The sequence below is a fragment of the Streptomyces sp. DSM 116793 genome (genome assembly GCF_057320905.1).
In genome coordinates this window covers 3,126,286-3,147,653 of sequence record NZ_CM170494.1, presented here as the reverse complement: position 1 = coordinate 3,147,653, position 21,368 = coordinate 3,126,286, and the positions used below count along the sequence as shown (strand labels likewise).

The window sequence follows — 21,368 nt, the reverse complement described above, 5'->3', positions numbered from 1 at the left end:
CCGCCGCTTCAGCCCGCCGCTTCAGCCCGCCGCTTCAGCCCGTCGCTTCAGCCCGCCGCACCGGCGCGTCCCTCAGGTGCCGGGGCCCTCACTCCCGCCGCCCCCGGTGGGCAGTGGCGCAACGCCCCGTCCAGACGCACCGTCCAGCCCCGCCGGTCCAGGTGCTCCAGCAACGGGATCGTGACCCGGCGGGTGGTGTCCAGGGCCCGCCTCGCCTCGCTCGCCGTGAAGGGCTGGGGCAGCCGGGACAGGAGGGCGGCGGCCTGCGTGTCGGCGCCGGGGAGGAGGACGATGCCGTCCGCGATCCTCAGCAGGGAGCCCGCCGCGGCCGCCGCGGCCAGCAGCCGGGGGGTGAGGCCGAGCTGCGCCAGCCGTTCGGCCTCGGGGGCGCGGAACGGGGCGCGGGACAGGTCGGCGCGCACGGCCGCGACGGCGGCCTCCGCGGCGGGCGGCAGCGCGGGGCGGGACCGGCTGCCGTAGAGGCGGCCGTCGCGCTGCCGCAGGGCCGGGTCCGCCGCGAGCAGGGCCTCGACGAGGCGGCGTTCGGGCAGGCCGAGCGCCTGACGGGCGGTCTCCAGCGGGAGGCCCGGCTCCAGGGGGTGCCGGACGGCGTGCTCCTCGACCGCGGCACGCAGCCGGTCGCGCAGACCGGCCCAGTGGGACGGGTCGGCCAGCCACTCGCCGGCCACCGGCCCGGACGGCGGGCTCGCCCCCATGGCCAGCAGGTCCGCGCGGCGCACCAGGCCGCGGCGGCGCAGCTCCGCGGCACCGTCCGCCCGGCCGGTCACCGCCGCGAGGTCCCGGGCCCGGGCGGCGGCGGCGCCGCGCCGGACGAGCGCGGGCGGGCGGACGTCCAGCACGGTCACCCCGGCCGGGACGCGGTGCCGTCCCGGGTCCCGCAGCAGTGCCCGGTCGCCGATCCTGAGCGGCAGCGCGGCGGCCAGCCGCAGGCGGGCGGTGTCCTCGCCCAGCGGACGGACCGTCACCGGCACGGCCGCGGAACCGGCGTGCAGGGTCAGCCGCCGCGGCAGGTCGCGGGCCGGGTCGCCGGTCAGCCGGACGTCCACGGTGTCGGTGGTGAGCCAGCGCCCCGGGGTGAGCAGCGCGTCCCCGCGGCGGAGGGCGTCCGAGCCCGGACCGTGCACGTTGACCGCGACCCGGGCCAGGGCGACCACCTCCCGCCGCGGCTCCTTGAGCGTCTGGAGGCCGCGCACCCGCAACGGCCGCCCGTCCCGGCCGCACGCGAGGTGGTCGCCCACCCGCAGGGTGCCCGCGCCGAGGGTGCCGGTGACGACCGTCCCCCGGCCGCGCACCGTGAACACGCGGTCGATCCACAGCCGTACGTCCGCGCCGGGGTCGGGCGCCGGCAGCGCGCCCGCCGCCCGCGCCAGCGCCGTCCGCAGCTCGTCGAGGCCCGCACCGGTCACCGCGCTGACGGCCACGGACGGCACCGTCCCGAGACAGGACTCCGCGATCCGGTCCAGCGCCTCCTTCCGCGCCGCCGCCGGGTCCGCCAGGTCGCTGCGGGAGACGGCGAGGAGACCGTGCCGCACGCCGAGCGCGTCCAGCACCGTCAGGTGCTCCTCCGACTGCGGCTGCCAGCCCTGGTCCGCGGCGACCACGAACAGCACGGCGGGGGCGGGCCCGGCACCGGCGAGCATGGTGCCCACCAGCCGCTCGTGTCCCGGCACGTCGACGAAGGCCACCATCCCGGCGCCGGCCAGCCGTGTCCACACGAAGCCCAGGTCCAGCGTCATGCCCCGGCGCCGCTCCTCCGCCCAGCGGTCCGGCTCCATCCCGGTCAGCGCCCGCAGCAGCGCGGACTTGCCGTGGTCGACGTGTCCGGCGGTGGCGAAGACGTGCACGGTCACCTGCCGGGGGTGGTGGGGGGTGTGGGTGCGGTGGGGGGTGCGGAGGCGTTGGCGGTGGTCCGGGTTGTGGGGGCTGTGGGGGCTGTGGGGGTTGCTGGGGCGCTTTGGGCGGTCGGGGCGGTCTGTGGGGCGGTCGGGGCGGTTGACGGGGGCTGTGGGGCGGTTGGCGGCTCGGCCGGCGGGGGCTGCGGGGCGGTCGGCGCCACCTGCGTGGTCCGTGTGGCGGGGGAGGCCGTGGCGGTCGGCTGGACGGGGGAGGCCGCGGCGGGCTGCTGGACGGGTGCGTGGCCGGCCACGGCGGGCGGTTGGGCGGGGGGCGTCGTAGTGGTCGCAACGGTCGGCTGGACGCGGGCCGTCGCGGCGGTTGGCCCGGAGGCGCCCCGGCCGTGGGTCCCGGAGGCGCCCCGGCCGTGGGTCCCTGAGGCGCGGCCACGGAAGGGGGCGCACGTCTGCCGGACGGCCGCCGCCAGCTCCGCGTCCGCCCCCTCCGGGACCGCCCGCAGATCCAGCAGGCAGCGCCCCTGCTCCACCCTGCCCATGACCGCGGGCGCCGCGCCCCTGAGCGGTCCCGCGCAGGACGCCGGCAGGGACACCGCCGCGCTCGGCAGCGTGACCCCGGGGGCGCCGCCGCCGCCGATCACGGCCTCGCTGTCCACCGCCCGGCTGTCGAGACCCAGCCCGCGCAGCTGTGCCGCGAGGCGTTCGGCGCGGGCGCGCAACCGCTCCGGGTCGGCGTGCAGCGCCGTGTGCACCGGGGTGGCGGGGCCCCGCAGGGTGGCCTCCAGGGCGGCGAGCGTCAGCTTGTCCACGCGCAGGGCCCGCGCGAGGGGGTGGCGGGCGAGCCGCCGCACCACGTCGGCGCGGCCGAGCAGCAGCCCGCACTGCGGGCCGCCCAGCAGCTTGTCGCCGCTGGCCGTCACCAGCCGGGCGCCGGCGCGCAGCCAGGTCGCCGCGTCCGGCTCGTCCGGCAGCACCGGGTCGGGGGCGAGCAGCCCGGAGCCGAGGTCCGCGACCACGGGGGCGCCCAGCCGCGCCAGGTCCGCGACGCCGACCTGGCGGGTGAACCCGGTGACGCGGAAGTTGGACGGGTGCACCTTGAGGACGAATCCGGTGTCCGGGCCCACGGCCGAGGCGTAGTCGGCGAGCGCGGTGCGGTTGGTCGTGCCGACCTCGCGGAGCCGGGCGCCGGTGGACACCAGCAGGTCGGGCAGCCGGAAGCCGTCGCCGATCTCCACCATCTCGCCTCGGCTCACCACGATCTCCCTACCCCGGGCCAGCGCGGTCGCCGCCAGCGCCAGGGCCGCCGCCCCGTTGCCCACGACGTGCGCGGCCGCGGCGGCCGGCACCCGCTCCAGCAGGGCCGCGACCACCGAGCGGCCCCGCCGGGCCCGCAGCCCCGTGGCGAGGTCCAGTTCGACGTCCGTGGTGCCGGCCGCGGCGAGCAGGGCCTCGCGGGCGGCGGCGGAGAGGGGGGCACGGCCCAGGTTGGTGTGGAGGAGTACGCCGGTGGCGTTGACGACCGGCCGGAGCCCGGAGGCGGTGGGGGGCAGCGCGGCGACGGCGCGTTCGGCGATCTCCGCGACGGGGATGTCCCCGGCGCGCGCCCGCGCCAGGACGCCGGCGACCACCCCCTTCACCACCCCCCGCCCCAGCCGCTCCACGGCGGCGGCCAGCCGGGGTTCGGCGAGCAGGACGTCCGTCCGGGGGAGACGGCGGCGGGGGTCGGCCGAAGCGGGACGGCGGTCGTCCGGTACGGGGTGGTGGTCCTCCCGTACGGCGCGGTGGCCGTCCGGTGCGGGACGGTGGTCGCCCGGCGCGGCGGGGGCGCCGCCCGGGGCGGGGTCGCCTTCCATCTGCCGCACCGTACGTCCGGCCCACCGCGCACGGCGCACGCCACACGGCCCGGTAGCGCGCATGCCTGGAACGATCCCCCGAACGCACCAGCACGCCGGTGCACGCACAGCGGACGGGCCGTACCCGGCACCCGCACAGGGGAGCCCTCCCGAAGCCGTCGGGCTAGCTTCTCCGGCCATGAGACGCATGGGAGGAACGGACGTGTCACTCAGGAGAACCCTGCTCGGCTGCGCCGCCGCGCTGGCCCTGCTCAGCCTGCCACTCGCGGCGCAGGCGGCAGGCCCGGGGAAACACGCGACCGCGGCAGGGGCGCCGGAACACGCGAGCGCGGCAGGGCCGGCGGAACACGCTCACGCGGTGGGCGCGGCGACCGCGGCACCCGCCCAAGGCCCCGGCGCCCACCCCGACGCGGCGCCGGCCTGCACCCGGCACATCACCGACCGGCGCTCGGCCACCGCGATCCAGCCGGGCGACGTCGTCTGCATGGACGATGTCGGGGACGACGACCGGCTGGAGATCGACAAGGGCGGCACCGCGGACAAACCGGTGACCTACTCGGGCGACGGCCGGCGGGTCGGCGGCATCGACATCGACGCCGACCACGTCGTCGTGGACGGCTACACGATGGACGAGCCGTCCGCCCCGGGCATCGAGATCCACGGCGACGACGTCACCGTGCGGAACAACACCGTCACGGCGCCGCGGGGCGGCGACGGCGACGGCCTGCGCTTCTTCGGCGACGACATCACCATCGCGCACAACACCATCTCCAGCACCGACAACGGCACCGGAGCGCACGCCGACTGCATGCAGACCTTCGCCACCGACGACGAGGACGTGGCCAGCCGGCACGTCGTCATCGACGGCAACCGGTGCCAGAAGATCGACAACATGTGCCTGATGGCGGAGGGCCCCGACTCCGAGGCCGGCGACGGCAGCGGCGAGGGCGTCTCCGAGGACTGGACGTTCAGCAACAACGACTGCCGGACCCGGGAGGCGTCCCAGGCCCTCATGGTCGACGACGTCCAGCACCTGACCGTCACGGGAAACACCTGGCAGGCCGGCCCCGACCACGCCATCGGCCTCCAGAACCACTCGACCGACGCCCACGTGAAGGACAACGAACTCGACCCGTCCATCGCCTGCGAGGTCGGCATCGACGACTCCTCAAGGCCCGGCTACGAGGGCCCCGAGCCGGGCTGCGACCCCTGAACACCTGGCGGGCGGGCCGCCTGCACACCGGGGCCCGGCGCGTGCACGCGCCGGGCCCCGGACTCCCGGTGAACCTCCGCCGGGGCCCTTCGAGGCTCTGCCGGAGGATCGAGCGGGCGGGCCCGCCGCCGGCTAGGACAGCGTGGGCGTCGTCCAGTCGCGCCACTGGGACAGGTTGCCCGCCTTGCTGGGGGCGATCCTGAAGACGGCGGGCGGACTGCCCGTGCCGAGCAGGAACTTCTGGATGCTCTGCTGCAACGGGGTCCGCCACTCGGACCGGACGGCGCAGTGGGTGCCGTCCTGGACGTCGGACCAGTAGCTGATGTTGCTGCCGGCGCCGAGGGCCTTGTAGACCTCGGCGCCGCCCAGCGCCGCCACGCTTCCCGACCTGGCGCCCAGCCAGTCCACGTGCGGGTTCTCCATGACGAACAGGCCGCGTGGCGCGACCATCGCCACGATCTCGTGGGTGTCCACGGGCAGCGAGTTCGGGTTGCCCGTGAAGGAGCCGAACGCGTCACCCAGCCACGGCTGCTCGCCGTAGGCGCTGCTCAGCGGCTGGGAGCCGGTCTCCCCGGGGATCCCGCGGAAGACGGGGGCGCCGCCGGTGCCGGACTCGATCGGCATGGTGAGCGCGATGCGCTGGTCGAACGCACCGGTGACGAACGCGCCCTTGCCGAACCGCGAGCACCCGGTGACGCCGGTCGCACCCGCCTTGAGGACGCTGCCGTCCGACTGCTCGATGACGTCGATGATCCGGCTCACGCCCCAGGCCCACGCCATCAGCAGGCCCGTGCTGCTGGAGGAGCCGTAGACGCTGTAGTACGCGCCCTGCTTGTTGGTCCGGGACGTGCCCTCTTTCCCGACCGCGTAGGGGTCGTAGGTGATGACGGCGGCGCCGGCCGCCTTGATGGTGTTCGTGTCGGCGCCGAACCCTCCGAAGACGACGACGGCGGGGAACGGGCCCGTGCCGCTCGGCAGGCTGACCGAGGCCGAGAAGCCGGCGCTCCTGCCCTGGTCCGACACGTTCACGGTGATGCCGGTCCTGGAGACCGTGCCCGTGACGCTCGCCGGCTTCGTGTGCTTCTCGCCGTAGACGTACTTCTCCGCGGCCTTCTTGATCTCGGCCCGGCGGCACCGCCAGTCCGACTTGGCCGTGATCCGGGTGCCGTTCAGCCGGGTGAAGGGGTCGGGGAGCCTTGAGTTCGCGGGTCCGGTGCCGGGGTCGGGCACGGCGCAGTCGGCGCCGTCGTCCTCGCCGCCGGCCTGGACCTGCGGGGCGGCCCGTAAGCCGCCCGCGGTGACCGCCCCCGCGCCGGGGGCGGCGGCCACGAGGCTCGCCACGGCCACGAAGACCGCGGCCGCCCACACCCGGGGCCGGTATCGGTGGAAGCGCATGCTGGGGACCTCCATAGGGAGGCGCGCAGACGACAGCGGCGGCCCCCGCCGGACGGCATGGAGTCACCTGACTGCCGGTACACGCCACATCGTGGGAAACACGCCGGGCCACGATGGCGTCGAAGCTGCCCCCAGGCCGCACGGTCGTCGGGGATGCCCCGGGCCCCGACCGTCGACGAACCTGCCCCAGGCCTCAACCGCGGCCCAGTACAGAGGAACCGTAGAAGGGCCGCGGTCGAACCCGCAACCCCGCCTCGAACGCCCGCACTTGAGACGGGGGACGTACACCCCGTCGCCGGACGGCCCGGCGGCCCCCCGGGACGACCCGGGGAACCGCCCAGGAGAAACGATCACGCTGCTGCCGCGCCGAGGACCACGGGAACGCGCTGGTGGCCGTTGGAGATGAGGCTCGGCAGCGGGCGGAGCTCGCCGGGCGCGACGGCCAGGCGCAGGTCGGGGAAGCGGGTGAAGAGCGCGGCGAGGGCGATGCACGCCTCGATACGGGCGAGTTCCGCCCCCACGCACAGATGCACGCCGTGCCCGAACGCGAGGTGCTCGCGGGCGGTGGCGCGGGTGACGTCGAAGGCGTCGGCGTCCTCGCCGTGCACCCCCGGATCGCGGCCCGCGGCGGCGAAGTTGATGGCGAGGGCGTCGCCCCGGGCGAAGACCAGGCCGGTGGGCTCGTCCACCACGTCGTGGACGGCGAAACGCAGGATGATGGTCGCGATGGGCGCCTGGTGGCGCAGCGCCTCCTCGACGACCTGCTCCCAGCGCACCCGGCCGCCGGTGGCCAGGGCGAGCTGGTCGGGGTGGGTCAGGAGGTCGACCACGGCGTGGTCGAGGAGGTTGACCGTGGTCTCGTGGCCGGCGCCGATGAGGAGCATCAGGCTGTCGGCGAGCTCCTGGTCGGTCAGCTCGCCCGCGGCGTGCGAGGCGATGAGCGCCGACGTCACGTCGTCCACGGGGTGGTCGTGCCTGTGCGCGATCAGCTCGCCGATGAGCCCGTAGAGCCGCACCGGTGCCGTGGCCGCCACCTCGGGGGAGAGGTCGGTGCGGAAGACGTCCCCGATCGCGTCGCGGAAGGCGTCGTGCAGGTGGTCGGGGACGCCCAGCACGCTGTTGACGACGAGCAGCGGCAGGCGCCAGGCGAACCGGGCCCGCAGATCCACGGTCTCGTCCGGGCCGGCCGCCGCCAGCTCGTCCAGCAGGTCCCGGGTGATCTGCTCGATCCGGGGGACCAGCGCGCGGACCCGGCGGGTGCTGAACGCGGCGGCCAGCGGGCGCCGCAGGCGCCGGTGCTCATCCCCGTAGGACCCGAGGGCGTTGCGGACGTCGACCCAGATCCGCAGCGGCCAGTCCTCCGGTATCTCGCCTTCGATGAAGGCGGGCCAGTGCTGGTGCGCGTCCCTGGAGATGCCGGGGTGCACCAGCAGGCGGCGTATCAGGTGCGGGTCGGTCACCGACCAGGCGGGCACCCCGCCGGGGAGCGTCACGCGGGTGGCCGGGCCGCGCGCCCGCAGGGCGGACGCCTCGGCGTGGATGTCGGAGCCGGCGGAATCGAGGTGATAAGGGCATGTGCTGTCCGGGGAGTTGACGGAGCCGGCGGTCATGGCGGTTCACCTTCCGGTAGCGACCATTCTGGTGTCGGGGCGGAACACCACGGGCAGCGCGGTCAGGCCGGTGAGGAACGTGCCGGGCCTGTTGCGCAACTCGGTGTCGGGTATGGCGAGGTCGAGGCCCGGTAGCCGGTCGAGGGCGCGCTCCAGGGCCGTCTCGGCGATGACGCGGGCCAGGTCGGGCGCCGGGCAGGCGTGCACCCCGGCCGAGAAGCCGAGGTGACCGCGGTTGCCGGCCCGCGCGGCGGGCGGCACCTTCAGGGCGGGATCGCCGTTGGCACCGGCGAAACTCACGAGGATGGGATAACCCGGCGCCAGGTGGACGCCTTCGAAGCTCTGTGGTCCGAGCGCGTAGAGAGGCGAGAGGTTGGAGACGGGAGGGTTCTCCCACAGAACCTCCTCCAGGGCGTCGGAGACCGGCCTGACGCCGTCGTGGACGCTCCCGGCGAAGCTCGGGTCGGTGAGGACCCGGCGCAGGCCGTAGCCGATGTGACTGCTGGTCGGAGGCGCGGCGGCGCCGATGACCATCAGGATCGTCTGGACCATCTCCGCGTCGGTGAGGCCCGCCTCGATCAGGTGGCTGGTGACGTCCCGCGCCGGGTGATCCCTCTTGAGCCCGGTCAGCTCCAGGCAGGCGGACTCCACCTCGGCGTTGGCCCGGGCGGCGTCCGCGCCGGCGTCCTGCACCCGGACGACGGCGTGCACGATGCGCTCGCCGAGCTCGGGCGGGCACCCGAACAGGTGGATCACGGTGAGCATCGCCAGCGGGTCCGCGTACTGCGCGACCAGGTCGGCCTCCCCGTCCGCGCCGAAGACGTCGATGAGGTGGTCCGCGATCATGGACACCGCCTCGACCAGGGCGTGGGTGTCGACGCGCGCCAGGCTGCCGGTGATCGCCTGGCGCAGCCGGGCGTGCTCGGCGCCGTCCTTGCACAGCGCGTTGTCGCGCGGCTGCATCATCATCACGGCCGGGCTGTCGGCCGGCACTTCGCCCTTCCGCAGGGCCTCCCAGTTGGTGGGGTCCTTGGCGAACCGCGCCGGGGTGTTGCGCAGGAGGTACACGGCCGCCCGATAGCTGACGGCCAGGTACCCGTACACGCCCGGGGAGATCTCCACGGGCGCGATGGGGCCCCGCGCCCGCAGCCGGTCGTAGGTGGCGTGCGGGTCGGCGCTGAAGGCCTCCCCGTGGATCGGCACCGGGTCGGCGGCCTCGGGCGGTGTACTGCGGGGTGGGGTCTGCGTGGTCACTGAGCCGACTCCGTCGTGAGGGTGAGCAGATGGGTGATGAGGACGATCAGCGCGTCGCGTGAACTGGCCCGGTCCCGGGCGTCACAGGTCACCAGCGGCGTGTCGGCGGCGAGGTCCATGACCTCGCGCAGGCGCCGCTCGGGGACGACGGGCGCGCCGTCGAAGAGGTTGACGGCGACGGTGTAGGGCAGACCGAGGTCCTCGACGAGTTGCAGGATGGGATACGTCTCGGCGAGCCGCCGGGTGTCCACGAGGACCAGCGCACCGAGCGCGCCGACGGCGAGGTCCTCCAGGACGGGGTAGAAGCGCGGCTGGCCCGGCGCGCCGAACAGGTACAGGACGAGGTCGTCGGTCAGCGACAGGCGGCCGAAGTCCATGGCCACCGTGGTCGTGGTCTTGTCCGGCAGGTCGGTGCTGTCGATGCCGGCGCCCGCGCTCGTCATCACCTCCTCGGTGCTGACGGGCGCTATCTGCGACAGGCAGTGGACCAGTGTGGTCTTCCCGGCGCCGAAGTGCCCGGCGACGAGGATCTTCGCGGTCCGCTCGTCGCCGCGCAGGACCGGCGGGGCTTCAGAGGCGGCGAAGGCCGGCAAGGACATCCTCCAGCAGCGTGCGGCGGTCGTGTTCGGGAGTGTCGGTGATGCGCGGCCCGGTGGTGATGTGCCCGGAGTCCATCAGATCGGCCAGCAGGATCCGGACCACGCTCACCGGCAGGCGCAGCAGCGCGGCCAGCTCGGCCACCGACTGGGCACCGTCGGCCAGCACCTGAAGGATCCGGGTGTGCTCCGGAGTGTGCTGGGCACGGCCGAGGTGGGAGGCGGCACCGGAGAGCGAGACGAGCGTGACGTGGTCGAAGTGGTTCCGGCTGGCGTGCGACCGGCCACCGGTGATGACATAGGTCCGCACCAGCCGGTCGCCGCCGCGCCGTGCCGCGCTCATGCGTGCTCGGCCTGCGGCTCACGGGGTGCGACCGCGAGTTCGGACCCGAGGCGTTCCACCATCTTGGCCATGTCGTACGAGAACGCGGAGACGTCGACCTCGGGCCCCGCGGACGCCACCAGGTAGGCCCCGTCGGCGGCGGCGATGACGAACAGGAAGCCGTCCTCGAACTGCACCATCGTCTGCTGCCAGGCGGTCGGCTCCTCGCTGACGAAGTCGCCGCCGTTGCGGCTGAGGGACTGCATGCCCGAGGCGATCGCCGAGACCCGGTCGGCCAGGTCCTGCTGCACGCCCGCGGAGGCCGCCCGCTGTAGCCCGTCGGCGGACAACAGCACCGCGTGGCGGGCGTGCGGCGCCTTGACCAGCTCGTCGAGGATCCAGCTCACGTCAGGGTTCTTGGTCACGATGTCTCCTCATCAGGGGTGCGGGCGGACTTGGTGGCGCGGACGAACGCGGCAAGGTTCTGGCCGGAGCCGGGGGACGGCGGTACGGCCGCCGGGCGGCTGGGGCGGGTGCCCTTGGTGCGGGAGCGGCGGCGCACCGGCAGGCCGTCCTCCGCGACCGGGTACTCGTCCGCGGTGGGCGCCACCACCGGGTCGTCCGCGGCCGGTGCCGGCGGCGGGGCGGTCTCGGCGGCCGGCACGGCGGGCTGCCGTGGCGTGGCCGGCGTGGCCGGCGCGGTCTGCTCGGGCGCCCCGTCGGGGTGCGGCGTGGTGAGCAGCGCACGGGGCAGATGCAGCACGGCACGCACCCCGCCGTGCACCGAGTGCTCCTCGTCGATGGAAGCGCGGAACCCGTACTTGGCGGCGAGCCGGCCCACCCCGAGGTGGCCGAAGCTCGGCGGCACCCGCAGCTCGGTCAGCCTGACCGGGTCCTTGCCGGCCAGCCGGCGCGCCGCCAGCTCGCGGGCCTCGGGGGCCATGCCGGGCCCGGCGTCGTGGATCTCGATGCTGACGCCGTGGTGGGCCTCCAGGAAGCTGACCTCCACGGGAGTGGTGGGGGCGCTGTGCCGGGCGGCGTTGTCCAGCAACTCCGCGACGGCCAGCACCACCGGCTCGACGTACCGGCTGGCGACCCAGTACGGCGATTCGTTGGGAACCTTGATCCGCTGGAAGTCGCGGATCCTGGAGACACCGCCGCGCACCGCGTCCAGCAGGGGCACGTCGTCACGCTGCCGGCCGGGCCACATGTCCGTCAGCACGCCCAGGATCTGCAGACGGCGGGCCAGTTGGTTGCCGGTGTGGTCGATGGGCTGGACCAGTTCGAGCAGCCGCTCGTCGTGCTCCGTGTCCAGCAGCTTGGTGATGGCAGCCTGCTGCTCGTAGACGAGGGCCTGGACGGAGCGTGTGACGGCCTGCACGGCGGCGCGGGCCGCCGCCTCGGCGCGCTCGGTGGCCGCCGCCGTCAGCGAGTTCACCTGCTCCAGCACGGCCAGGTACGCCTTGCCCGTCGTGGTGTCGGCCAGCTCCGGGTGGCGCGGGCCGCCGGTGGAGGAGAGGTCGCCGATGCCGTGCTGAAGCGTGTACACGAGGGCGGGCAGGCGGGACTCGGCCAGGTGTGCGGCCTCCTCGTCCCGCGCGGCCACCTGCCGCTCCGCCTCGGCCGCCCGCTGCTCGGCCGCCGCCGCTCTGGCCTCCGTCGTGGTCAGGAGGCCGGCGCGCACGACCGCTGTCCTGCGGTAGCGCAGCGCGGCCGCGGCGGTGGCGATCAGGCCGCCGGTCGGCACCCACAGCAGCACGTCGTGTATCAGAGGGGTCATCAGGTCCTCATGGGCTTGGGGGGATGGGGGGAGGGAGACGTCGGGGGATTGAGGAGGGGAGGGGAGAGAAGGTCGGCGGGCGTGGTGGGGGCCGCGTCGGCGGGGTGTCAGGAGTGGTGGGGGGAGGCGGGGTGGTGTCTGCGGGGGGACGCGGGGTGGTGTCTGAGGGCCGGTGAGGGTCCGGGCGGGCCCCCGGTGTCCCCGACGGCTCCGGTGTCTGCGGTGTCTCCTGTATCCCGGGCGTCTCCGGTATCCCGGGCGTCTCCGGCGGGGCCGGGTCCGGTCCGGCTGCCCGGTGTTCCGTGCGCCGGTCTCCGCGCCGGGTCCGGCGGAGCGCCGCGGCGGCCGGGGCGCCGGTGGGGCGCCGCCGCTTCCTGGCCGGCCCGCGCCCGGGCCGCATCGTCGTGTCCGGGCAGCGCATTCGGTTCGCCCTGGACGGGCCTCAGCTCGCCGGCGATGCCGTACATGATCTGCCGTTCCTCCGGTTGCCCGCACGGGCCGCAGCAGCGCAGCAGCCGGTTGCGCCGCGTGCACGTCTCGTCACGGTAACCGGTGTGCGCTCCTGAGGATAGCGTGGCCGCTGTGATCCGCAGCCGGGTGTGGCGGTACGTCCGCTTCGGCCCTCACGAACGGTGTGTCCGCGGTGCGGTGCGCCCCGGCAGGGGCGCGGGGAACTGCGCGCGCAACCCGCCACGGGCCGGTGGTCCGGCGACGGCGGGGACTGCCCCTTTGGGTCGGTGGCGACCTGCGGGTTGTGCCGTGGTTGGTCGCGCGGTTCCCCGCGCCCCTTCGGGTGCCGCCGCTGGAAGGGTGACCGCGGTGGTCGGGGCCGCGTGGGCGGGGGTGGACGGGTGGGGCGTACTGGTTGAATTCGCGCATGTCGCACCACCTCGACTCGCCCTTGGCCCGCCAGGACGTCCGCCTGGACATCACCGACCTGTACGTCTTCCGGGGCGAGACCGGCACCGTCCTGGTCCTGGACGTCTGCCCGTCCGCGGCCGGACCGGACGCCCCCACGGGCTTCCACCCGGAAGCGCGGTACGAGTTCAAGATCGATGCGGACGGTGACGGGGTCGAGGACGTCACCTACCGGTTCACCTACGGCGCCCCGGACGCGGCGGACCGTCAGGAGCTGCGGCTGCACCGCCTCGTCGGTGCCGAGGCCGCCGACGCCGCGGCCGAGGGCGTGCTGATCGTCAAGGGCGCCACCGGCACGGAGACGGCCGGCGAGGGCGGCCTGCGGCTCTGGGCGGGCCGGGCCCACGACCCGTTCTGGATCGAGCCCACCGTGCTGGGGGCCATCGGCGACGCGTTCGCGAACGGCACCCGGGTGGACCTGTCCGACTGGGACCCGCGCCGCGCGCAGAACGCCTTCGCCGAGAACGAGATCTACGCGACGGTGCTGGAGATCCCCGACCGCGAGCTGATCGACGCGACCGGGGGCGAGCGGCGCATCGGGGTGTGGGCCCTCGCCAGCCTCGCCACCGACTCCGGCGGCTGGCGCCCCGTCAACCGCGCCGGCGTCCCGATGGTCCACCCGCTCTTCACCCAGCACGACGAGGATCTCGGCGACCGGCTCAACGTCACGCTGCCCGCCGACGACATGGACCGCTACGGCACCTCCGTCACCGACATGGTCGCCGCCGTCGTCGCCGCCCACGGCAGCGCCCAGGACCCCCGGGCGCACGGCAGGGCCGTCGCCGAGCGGATCTGCCCCAACCAACTGCCGTACACGATCGGCACCCCCGCCGAGTTCGGCTTCGCCGGGTGGAACGGCCGCGCCCTCACCGACAACGCCCCCGAGGTGATGTTCTCCTTCGCCACCAACACGGCGTGCTCCCTCGGCATCGACCACACCGCGGTCCCCGTGCCTCCGACGACCGCCTTCCCCTACGTGCACCCCACGAGCTGACCCGCACGCAGACCCCGGGCGCCGCTCGCGCGAGCGCCCCGCTCCGCGCACCGGCGGCGCGGCCGCCCAGGGCAGACGGAGAGAGGGAGCGATGAAGGGCCCACACGTCCCAGGCGGCGGCTGGTCGGAGTGCGGCGGCTGGTCGGAGTGCGGCGGCTGGTCGGAGTGCGGCCGCCGGTCGCAGGGCCACGGCCGGTGGGAGGGCGACCGCCGGCCCGGGGACCGCGGCCTGCCCGGAGACGCCGACCCGCCGGGCGGCCCGCCGGGGGACGCCGTCCCGCCGGGGGATGCCGGCCAACCGGAGAACGCCGATCCGCCGGGAGGCGTCGGCCCATCGGGGGACCTCGACCCATCGGGGCACGCCGGCCAACCGGGTGACGCCAACCCGCCGGGTGACGCCGGCCCGCCGGAGAGCGTCGGGCGGTCCGAGGGGGTGGGGAGGGTGCCATCGGGGCTTGCGGCCGCGCTCCGCGGCGCCCTGCTGGAGGCCTCCCCCGTGGCCTTCGCCGTCTGGGACACCGACCTCCGCTGCGTCTGGCTGAACACCGCCGCCGCCGAGCAGTCCGGCGCCACCTGGGAGCGCGACGAGGCGGTCTCGCTCGGCGAGGCGGTGCGGGAGTTCGCCTCCGCCGAGGTCGAGCCCGTGCTCCGGCGGGTGCTCGACGACGGACGGCCGATCATCGACCACCAGTTCGTCAGGACGCCCCGCGACGGCGGTCCCCCGCGGACGTTCTCGGTCTCCCTCTTCCGCCTCGACGCCGCCGACGGCACCCCGCTCGGCGTCGCCACCGTCGGCTTCGACATCAGCGACAGCAGGACGCTGCAGCGGCTCGGCCTGCTCAACCGGGCGAGCCGGCGGGTCGGCACCACCCTGGACGTCATGACCACCGCCCAGGAACTCGCCGACGCCGCCGTGCCAGGCCTCGCCGACTTCGTCACCGTGGACCTGCGCGAGGACGTCGCGCACGGCGAGGTGCCGCGCGAACGCGCCGGCTCCGCTGCCTTCGGGGAGCCGGTGTTCCTGCGCGGCGGCCTCGCCTCGGTCACCCCGGGCGCGCCCGAGGCGGTCTTCGCGCCGGGGGAGCGGGTGTTCCTGCCGCCCGGCTCGCCCATCTCCCGGCCGCTTCGGACCAAGCGGTCCCACCTGGAGGCCGACCTCGACCACGGCACGCCCTGGCTGGCGGCCGACCCCGCCCGGGCGCGCGCCGTCCGGGCGGCGGGCATGCACTCCGCCATGTTCGTGCCGCTCGTCGCGAGGGGGTCGGTCCTCGGGGTGGCCGTCTTCGCGCGCACGGCGCACAACCCGGCGCCCTTCACACCGGAGGACGTGGCGCTGGCCGAGGAGGCGGTGAGCCGGGCCGCGCTCGCCATCGACAACGCCAGCCGCTACGCCCGTGAGCACGGCACCGCCCTCGCGCTCCAGCGCACCCTCCTGCCGCACCGGCTCGACGCCGGGAGCGCCGCCGACGTCGCCTTCCGCTACCTGCCCAGCGGGCGGCACGAGGGCGTGGGCGGCGACTGGTGCGACGTCATCCCGGGCAGGGGCGGCAAGGTCGCCTTCGTGGTCGGGGACGTCATGGGCCACGGCATCAACGCGGCGGCGGCCATGGGGCAGATGCGCACGGCCGTGCACACCCTCACCGCCCTGGACATGGCGCCGGAAGACCTCCTCGCGGGGCTCGACGTGGCGGCGCTGAGCCTGGACGGCCGGACCCACCTCCCGGACTCCCTCGAATCGGCCGTGCACTTCGCCACCTGCGTCTACGCCCTCTACCACCCGTCGGCGCGGACGATCACCATCGCGCGGGCGGGCCACCCGCCGCCCATCGTCGTCGCGCCCGACGGCACGCCCTCGATCCTGGAGCTGCCCGCGGACACCCCGCTCGGCCTCGGCCTCCGCTCCGCCTACACGTCCACCATGCTGCCGCTTCCCGCCGGCAGCGTCCTCGCGCTGTTCACGGACGGCCTGGTGGAGACCAGGTCCGCGGACATCGACACCGGGCTGCGGCGGCTCGCCACCGTCCTGCGGCGGCGCATGGACGACGACCTGGACGCCATGTGCGCACACGTCGTGGACGACCTGCGGGTGGGCGGCAGGAACGACGACGACGTGGCCCTGCTGCTCGCCAGGCCCCGCCCGGCCGGCGGCGGCGATCGAGCCGGTCTGGACGGTTGATCCAATCTGGACGTACAGTCCAGCCCATGGAGACCGCGGAGGAGGACGCCGACCCCCGGGTGCGCATGTGGGCGCCCGTGGGCCAGGCCGTCGCGCTTTTGCTCAGCCCGTACGCCGAGGTGGTGCTGCACGACCCGGACACGGACCGGATCCTGGCGGTCTGGAACCCGACGTCCGCGCGCGGCCCCGGCGACCCGTCGCTGCTCGGCGATCTCGACGCCCTCGATCCGGCGGCGCGGGACGTCTTCGGGCCGTACGAGAAGCTGCTCGCGGACGGCCGGCGCCTGTCGTCCGTGAGCGCCGTCCTGCGCACGGCGGACGGGACGGCCTCGGCGGTGCTGTGCGTCAACCTCGACCGGACGCCGTTCGAGCAGGCCGCGGCCGTGCTGTCCGCGTTCGGCGCACCCACCGAGGCACGCCCCGAGCCGCTGTTCGAGCGGGACTGGACCGAGCGCGTGCAGCACATCGTCGGCGCGTACGTGCGCGAGTGCGGCCGCCCGGTGGAGCGGCTGACCCGGGCCGACCGGCTGGCCGTGCTCGGCCGTCTGGAGGAGGCCGGGGTGTTCGCCGTGCGCCGCGCGGCCCCCGCCGTCGCCGCCGCCCTGAAGGTCTCCCGGTCCACCCTCTACGGCCTGCTCGCCGCGTGCAGAGCGGCGGGCGCGAAGGAGCACACGCGATGACATGGCTGCCCGACTTCCGGCTGGAGAGCTTCTTCTCCCGGTGGGAGTTCACCGCGCGTCACCACCTGACCGCCTCCGACGCCCAGACCATGACCCTCCCGGAACTGCTCGCCCTCGCCGACGCCGAGGACCGCGCCGCGTTCGAGGGCATGTCCCTGGGCTACACCCGGACGTACGGCGACCCGGCGCTGCGCGCGGCCATCGCCGCGACGTACGAGCGTGCGGACGCCGCCGACGTGCTCTGCTTCGCGGGCGCGGAAGAGGGCCTCTACCTGACGATGAACGTCCTGCTGGACGCGGGCGACCACGCGGTCGTGGTCACCCCCAACTACCAGGCCGCGGAGACCGTCCCGCGCTCGCTGTGCGAGGTCACCGGCGTCGCCCTGGACGCCGGGAGCGACTGGGCGCTGGACCTGGACGCGGTACGGGCGGCGCTCCGGCCGAACACCCGGGTCGTGTCGGTGAACTTCCCCAACAACCCCACCGGCAAGGTCGTCGGCGCCGCCGACTTCGCCGCGCTCGCGCGGCTCTGCGACGAACGGGGCATCCACCTCTTCAGCGACGAGGTCTACCGCGGCCTGGAACGCGACCCGAGCCGCACCCTGCCGCAGGCCGCGGACCTGTCGGAGCGTGCCCTGTCGCTGAACGTGACCTCCAAGGCCCTGGGCCTGCCGGGCCTCAGGATCGGCTGGATCGTCTGCCGCGACCGGGCCCTGCTGGGCCGCCTGGAACGGGCCAAGCACTACACCACCATCTGCAACGCCGGACCCAGCGAGATCCTGGCCCGTATCGCGCTCAGGGCCCGCGACACGATCCTGGACCGCAACCGGGCGCTGATCGCCCGGAACCTCCCGCTCTTCGACGCGTTCTTCGCGGAGCACGCCGACCTGTTCGAGTGGCGGGCCCCGGACGGCGGCTGCGTGGCCTTTCCCCGCTACCTCGGCCAGGAAGGGGTGGAGGAGTTCTGCGGCCGCCTGGTGGCGGAGGCGGGTGTCCTGCTCCTCCCGAGCGGCGTCTACCGCTCCGAGCTCACCCCGACCCCCACGGACCGCTTCCGCGTGGGCATCGGCCGAGCGAACCCGGAGGAGGGTCTGGCGGCGTTCGGAGGGTGGCTGCGTACGGCTCGCTGATCCCCCCGGTGTCCCGGACGGTGGGCCGCGCCCCCCTGGGGGCGGGGGGAACCGCGCGAGGAACCACGACGAGACCCCCGGATCGCGGCCGGCCGAAACGGGCGGCTCCCGTCGGACCGGGGCCGGGGCGGCAGCCGCACCCTCAGCGGCCCACCGCCCTGCTGAGCTGCGCCTTGGTCATGGAGGACCGCCCCTTCACGTTCTTCCTCCTGGCCTCCTGGTAGAGCTGGTCCTTCGTCGGGCTCTGCGGCCCGCGACGGGACCGCTCACCGCCCCGCTGGGACGCGGACTTGGGATCCCGGGTGGACGTCCTGCTCGCGGAGCGGGCCTCGCCGGTGCGGGCCCGTTCCTTGTTCACCGTCCGGGCCGCGATCTCCCGGGCCCGCCCCCTGGACGTGCCCCGGCGCTCGGCGCCCTCCTTGACGTGCTCGTACTGTCGCTCGCGTTTGCTGCTGGAGCCTGCAGGCATCGGAACCTCCTCGATCACGGAACGTCGCATCGTCAGCCGTCCGGATGCCCCATTTGCTCCCGGTCATTCCGCGGAACCGCCTTCCGCGGACGAGAAGCGCCCTACCGACCGTGACGGTAGCCGAAAATGACGGACTGATCGCTCAGAGTGCGCGTCGCTGCCGGGGCACCGTTTGCGCCGGTCGGCGGGGGGTACGCGGCGCCGCAGGCCGGCCCCCGGGGGGCCGTGCGCCGCACGGTGACGGGCGCCGGCACGGACGGTGAACACAGAGTCAGGAGGACGCGGACCATGCAGCAGCGCAGCACCCCATCCGCCCAGGCGGCCGAGGCACCCCAGGTCGCCGTGGAACCGGTGCCGCCGTACCCGAAGCAGCGCCAGCCGCATCCGGGCCTGGAGTCGCTGATGGAGCCCAGGCCCCGGTACCGGGCCGAGCGGTACCGGCCCGCCGGCAAACTCACCGGGAAGAACGCACTGATCACGGGCGGGGACTCCGGAATCGGCCGGGCCGTGGCGCTGCTGTACGCCCGCGAGGGCGCCGACGTGGCCATCGTCTACCTCCCTCAGGAGCAGAGCGACGCGGACGAGACCCGGCGCGAGGTGGAGGCGGTGGGCCGCACCTGCCTGCTGCTCCCCGGCGACCTGTGCGACCCGGACTTCTGCCGGCAGGCCGTCACCCGCACCGTCGAGACGCTCGGCGGGCTGAACGTCCTCGTCAGCAACGCCGCGTACCTCAACAGCAAGCAGGAGCTTCAGCAGCTCACGTACGAGGACTGGGACCGTACGTTCAAGACGAACGTGTACGCCTACTTCCACCTCGTCATGGCGGCGCTGCCGTACCTGGGCGAGGGCGACGCCATCATCGCCACGGGGACGGAGGAGGCCCTCAAGGGCAACGACATCATGATCGACTACGCGGCGTCCAAGGCGGCGCTCGTGGTCTTCACGAAGTCGATCGTGCCGCACCTCGCGAAGAAGGGGGTACGGGCGAACGTGGTCGCCCCGGGCCCGACGTGGACGGTGCTCAACATCGCCGACCAGCGCATGCCCGAGGACATGATCGCCCAGCTCGGCGCCGACGCGCCGATGGGACGGGTGGCCCAGCCCGAGGAGATCGCTCCCGCCTATGTGTACCTCGCCTCGGACGCCGACTCCAGCTTCACCACCGGTGAGATCGTCGCCGTGACGGGCGGCCTGACGGACACGCGCTGAGCGGCGGGTGAGCGGGCCCGCCGCCCCGCCGGCCCCCGGGATCCTCTCAGGGCCCGCCGCTCAGGGCCGCCGGCCGACCCCGGTCATGACCTCGCCCGCCCGTCCGCCGGGGATGCGCGGGGCGAGGGGCGCCGTGGGCAGGCCGGCGCTCTCCCTGAGTCCCGCCAGGAACTCCCCGAGCGCCTCTTCGGAGGAGTGGCGCGGCTGCCAGCCCAGCTCCCCCCGGGCGCGGCCGGTGTCCATCAGGGGCAGGCGCAGCACGGCGTCGAAGAGGTGCGGGGACGCGGGCACGAGGTGCAGGCGCCACACCGCCGACAGGGCCCGCCGCAGCGGCTGCACCGCGAGCGGTACGCGGCGGGCGCCCAGCAGCCCCGACAGCAGGCGGGCGTCCACGACGGGCTCGGCCGCGAGGTTGAACGCGCCGCGCACCTGCCGCACCACGGCGAGCCGGTAGGCCTCCGCGGCGTCCTCGGCGTGCAGCACCTGGAAGCGCAGGCCGGGCAGGTCGGGCACGGCCGGCACCGTCGCCGGCCGGACCAGCGCGTTCGGCACCAGCGGCCCCGCGAACAGCCGCCGCTGCTGAGACGCCGAACCACGCTGGAAGATGAATCCGGGACGCATGCGCACCACCCGCGTGCCGGGGTGGTCGCGCTCCAGTGTGTCCAGGACCCGCTCCAGGTAGGCCTTCTCCCGGCAGTAGGCGGCGTCCGGCCAGCCGTGGGTGGGCCATCCCTCGTCCACCGGCCGGTCCTTCGGACCGGGGGAGTAGGCGCCGACGGACGACGCGTACACGAGCGCCGGCACCCCCGCCGCCACGGCCGCGTCGAACACGCGGATGCTGCCGAGCACGTTGGTGCGCCACGTCGTCACCGGTTCGTGCGTCGGCTGGAAGAGCCAGGCGAGGTGGACCACCGCGTCCGCGCCCTCGAAGTGCCGGGCGAGTTCCTCCTCGGGTGCCTCGGCGACGTCGACGCCCGACCACCGGGTCCTCGGCGGGGCCCACCGGGGCACCCGGCGGGCCAGCCCGAGGATCGAACCCACCCGCGGGTCCTCGCCCAGCGCCGTGACGACGGCGGTCCCCACGTTGCCCGTGGCGCCGACGACGACCACGCGCAGGCCGGCGTTCTCCCTGTCGCTTGCCATGAGCGACCTCCCAGACGTGCCCTGCGCCCGGGCCGCTGGCGGGCACCAGATCCGCGCCGCCGGCGCCCGGAACGCGCCGGACGGCCGGGTGCCCGGCGGCGCGGGACACGAAACGGCACCACCCGCCCCGGTGCGGCGGCGGTCGCTTCGCCTGTTTCCCGGCGCCCGGCGTGGGAACTGCGGAGGTGAACGGCAGGCCGGTGCACGCGGCGGCAGGCCGGACACCGGGACGTGCAGCGAAGGAGGTGATCGCGATGCCGGCACGTGAGGAGTTGCCGTCGACGTTGCGGCGCTCGCCGCGGGAGGCGCAGCGCACCTGGATCAAGGCGCACGATTCGGCGGTGGACCAGTACGGCGAGGGTGAGCGGGCCCACCGCGTGGCCTACGGTGCCCTGAAGCACACGCACGAGAAGGTGGGCGACCACTGGGAGCGCAAGGAGAGGGGCCGCAAGGCACCCTCCGACCCCCGCTCGGCGCGGCCCCGCCAGCAGGGCGGACGCAGCGGCGAAGGGGTGGACGAGCGCGCGACCAAGCAGCGCCTGTACGACGTGGCCCGCCGGCTGGACGTCGAGGGCCGTTCCCGGATGAGCAAACCGGAACTGATCAAGGCGATCCGCAAGGCGAACCGCTCACGGACCCGCAGGGCGCGCGCCGGCTGAGCCCCCGGCGCCGGAACTCCCGGCCGCCCCGCACCCGGCGCCCCGCACCCGGCGCCCCGCACCCGGCGCCCGGCCGCACCGGCCGGGCGCCGGCGC

The 21,368-nt window shown here is 75.1% G+C and carries 17 protein-coding genes and 1 pseudogene; 7 read left to right on the top strand and 11 right to left on the bottom strand.

Annotated features, from left to right (window positions below; all coding sequences use genetic code 11):
• Positions 1 to 47: 47 nt before the first annotated feature.
• Both ACSMXW_RS12350 and selA read right to left on the bottom strand, forming a co-directional pair.
• A complete protein-coding gene (locus ACSMXW_RS12350) occupies positions 48 to 1,865 on the bottom strand; it encodes a SelB domain-containing protein (protein ID WP_485807976.1) in 1,818 nt (605 codons plus the stop codon).
• Between the two features lie 452 nt (positions 1,866 to 2,317).
• A pseudogene (gene selA, locus ACSMXW_RS12345) lies at positions 2,318 to 3,562 on the bottom strand (L-seryl-tRNA(Sec) selenium transferase); the annotation flags it as partial.
• 364 nt (positions 3,563 to 3,926) lie between these two features.
• Between selA and ACSMXW_RS12340 the strand changes: the two are divergent.
• The gene (locus ACSMXW_RS12340; protein WP_485806100.1) at positions 3,927 to 4,937 is read left to right on the top strand and encodes a right-handed parallel beta-helix repeat-containing protein; all 1,011 of its coding nucleotides are present in this window, start codon (positions 3,927 to 3,929) and stop codon (positions 4,935 to 4,937) included.
• A gap of 132 nt (positions 4,938 to 5,069) precedes the next feature.
• Here ACSMXW_RS12340 and ACSMXW_RS12335 read toward each other — a convergent pair whose 3' ends face one another.
• From ACSMXW_RS12335 to ACSMXW_RS12305, 7 genes are all read right to left on the bottom strand, one after another.
• Positions 5,070 to 6,332: a glucuronyl esterase domain-containing protein gene (locus ACSMXW_RS12335; protein WP_485806098.1), complete on the bottom strand. Its 1,263-nt coding sequence runs from the start codon at positions 6,330 to 6,332 to the stop codon at positions 5,070 to 5,072.
• Between the two features lie 350 nt (positions 6,333 to 6,682).
• Positions 6,683 to 7,942, bottom strand: coding sequence for a cytochrome P450 family protein (locus ACSMXW_RS12330; protein WP_485806096.1), 1,260 nt, complete (start codon positions 7,940 to 7,942; stop codon positions 6,683 to 6,685).
• Between the two features lie 6 nt (positions 7,943 to 7,948).
• Positions 7,949 to 9,196, bottom strand: coding sequence for a cytochrome P450 family protein (locus ACSMXW_RS12325; RefSeq protein ID WP_485806095.1), 1,248 nt, complete (start codon positions 9,194 to 9,196; stop codon positions 7,949 to 7,951).
• Positions 9,193 to 9,795, bottom strand: a complete 603-nt coding sequence (locus ACSMXW_RS12320) for a GTP-binding protein (protein WP_485806093.1) — start codon at positions 9,793 to 9,795, stop codon at positions 9,193 to 9,195. Before ACSMXW_RS12320 ends, ACSMXW_RS12325 begins: the two co-directional genes overlap by 4 nt.
• On the bottom strand, positions 9,767 to 10,135 hold the full coding sequence (locus ACSMXW_RS12315; RefSeq protein WP_485806091.1) for a DUF742 domain-containing protein: 369 nt from the start codon (positions 10,133 to 10,135) through the stop codon (positions 9,767 to 9,769). Before ACSMXW_RS12315 ends, ACSMXW_RS12320 begins: the two co-directional genes overlap by 29 nt.
• Positions 10,132 to 10,539 (bottom strand): roadblock/LC7 domain-containing protein, encoded by a 408-nt coding sequence (locus tag ACSMXW_RS12310; RefSeq protein ID WP_485806090.1) that lies wholly within the window; start codon positions 10,537 to 10,539, stop codon positions 10,132 to 10,134. Before ACSMXW_RS12310 ends, ACSMXW_RS12315 begins: the two co-directional genes overlap by 4 nt.
• Positions 10,536 to 11,894 (bottom strand): ATP-binding protein, encoded by a 1,359-nt coding sequence (locus ACSMXW_RS12305; RefSeq protein WP_485806088.1) that lies wholly within the window; start codon positions 11,892 to 11,894, stop codon positions 10,536 to 10,538. Before ACSMXW_RS12305 ends, ACSMXW_RS12310 begins: the two co-directional genes overlap by 4 nt.
• 877 nt (positions 11,895 to 12,771) lie before the next feature.
• On the opposite strand from ACSMXW_RS12305, the gene ACSMXW_RS12300 reads away from it, so the two are divergent.
• From ACSMXW_RS12300 to ACSMXW_RS12285, 4 genes are all read left to right on the top strand, one after another.
• Positions 12,772 to 13,806, top strand: a complete 1,035-nt coding sequence (locus ACSMXW_RS12300) for a DUF4331 family protein (protein WP_485806086.1) — start codon at positions 12,772 to 12,774, stop codon at positions 13,804 to 13,806.
• A 442-nt stretch (positions 13,807 to 14,248) separates the two neighbouring features.
• Positions 14,249 to 15,982, top strand: coding sequence for a SpoIIE family protein phosphatase (locus ACSMXW_RS12295; RefSeq protein WP_485806084.1), 1,734 nt, complete (start codon positions 14,249 to 14,251; stop codon positions 15,980 to 15,982).
• Positions 15,983 to 16,008: 26 nt separating this feature from the next.
• On the top strand, positions 16,009 to 16,662 hold the full coding sequence (locus ACSMXW_RS12290) for a helix-turn-helix transcriptional regulator (RefSeq protein WP_485806083.1): 654 nt from the start codon (positions 16,009 to 16,011) through the stop codon (positions 16,660 to 16,662).
• Entirely contained in the window at positions 16,659 to 17,792 is a 1,134-nt protein-coding gene (locus tag ACSMXW_RS12285) for an aminotransferase class I/II-fold pyridoxal phosphate-dependent enzyme (protein ID WP_485806081.1), read from the top strand. Before ACSMXW_RS12290 ends, ACSMXW_RS12285 begins: the two co-directional genes overlap by 4 nt.
• Positions 17,793 to 17,934: 142 nt before the next feature.
• Here the strand turns inward: ACSMXW_RS12285 and ACSMXW_RS12280 are convergent, their stop codons facing one another.
• On the bottom strand, positions 17,935 to 18,261 hold the full coding sequence (locus ACSMXW_RS12280; RefSeq protein WP_485806080.1) for a plasmid stabilization protein: 327 nt from the start codon (positions 18,259 to 18,261) through the stop codon (positions 17,935 to 17,937).
• Positions 18,262 to 18,549: 288 nt separating this feature from the next.
• Between ACSMXW_RS12280 and ACSMXW_RS12275 the strand changes: the two genes are divergently transcribed.
• Positions 18,550 to 19,470: an SDR family oxidoreductase gene (locus ACSMXW_RS12275; protein ID WP_485806078.1), complete on the top strand. Its 921-nt coding sequence runs from the start codon at positions 18,550 to 18,552 to the stop codon at positions 19,468 to 19,470.
• A 60-nt stretch (positions 19,471 to 19,530) separates the two neighbouring features.
• Here ACSMXW_RS12275 and ACSMXW_RS12270 read toward each other — a convergent pair whose 3' ends face one another.
• Positions 19,531 to 20,613 (bottom strand): NAD-dependent epimerase/dehydratase family protein, encoded by a 1,083-nt coding sequence (locus tag ACSMXW_RS12270; protein WP_485806077.1) that lies wholly within the window; start codon positions 20,611 to 20,613, stop codon positions 19,531 to 19,533.
• A 254-nt stretch (positions 20,614 to 20,867) separates the two neighbouring features.
• On the opposite strand from ACSMXW_RS12270, the gene ACSMXW_RS12265 reads away from it, so the two are divergent.
• Positions 20,868 to 21,272: a ChaB family protein gene (locus ACSMXW_RS12265; RefSeq protein WP_485806075.1), complete on the top strand. Its 405-nt coding sequence runs from the start codon at positions 20,868 to 20,870 to the stop codon at positions 21,270 to 21,272.
• The last annotated feature ends 96 nt before the right edge of the window (positions 21,273 to 21,368 follow it).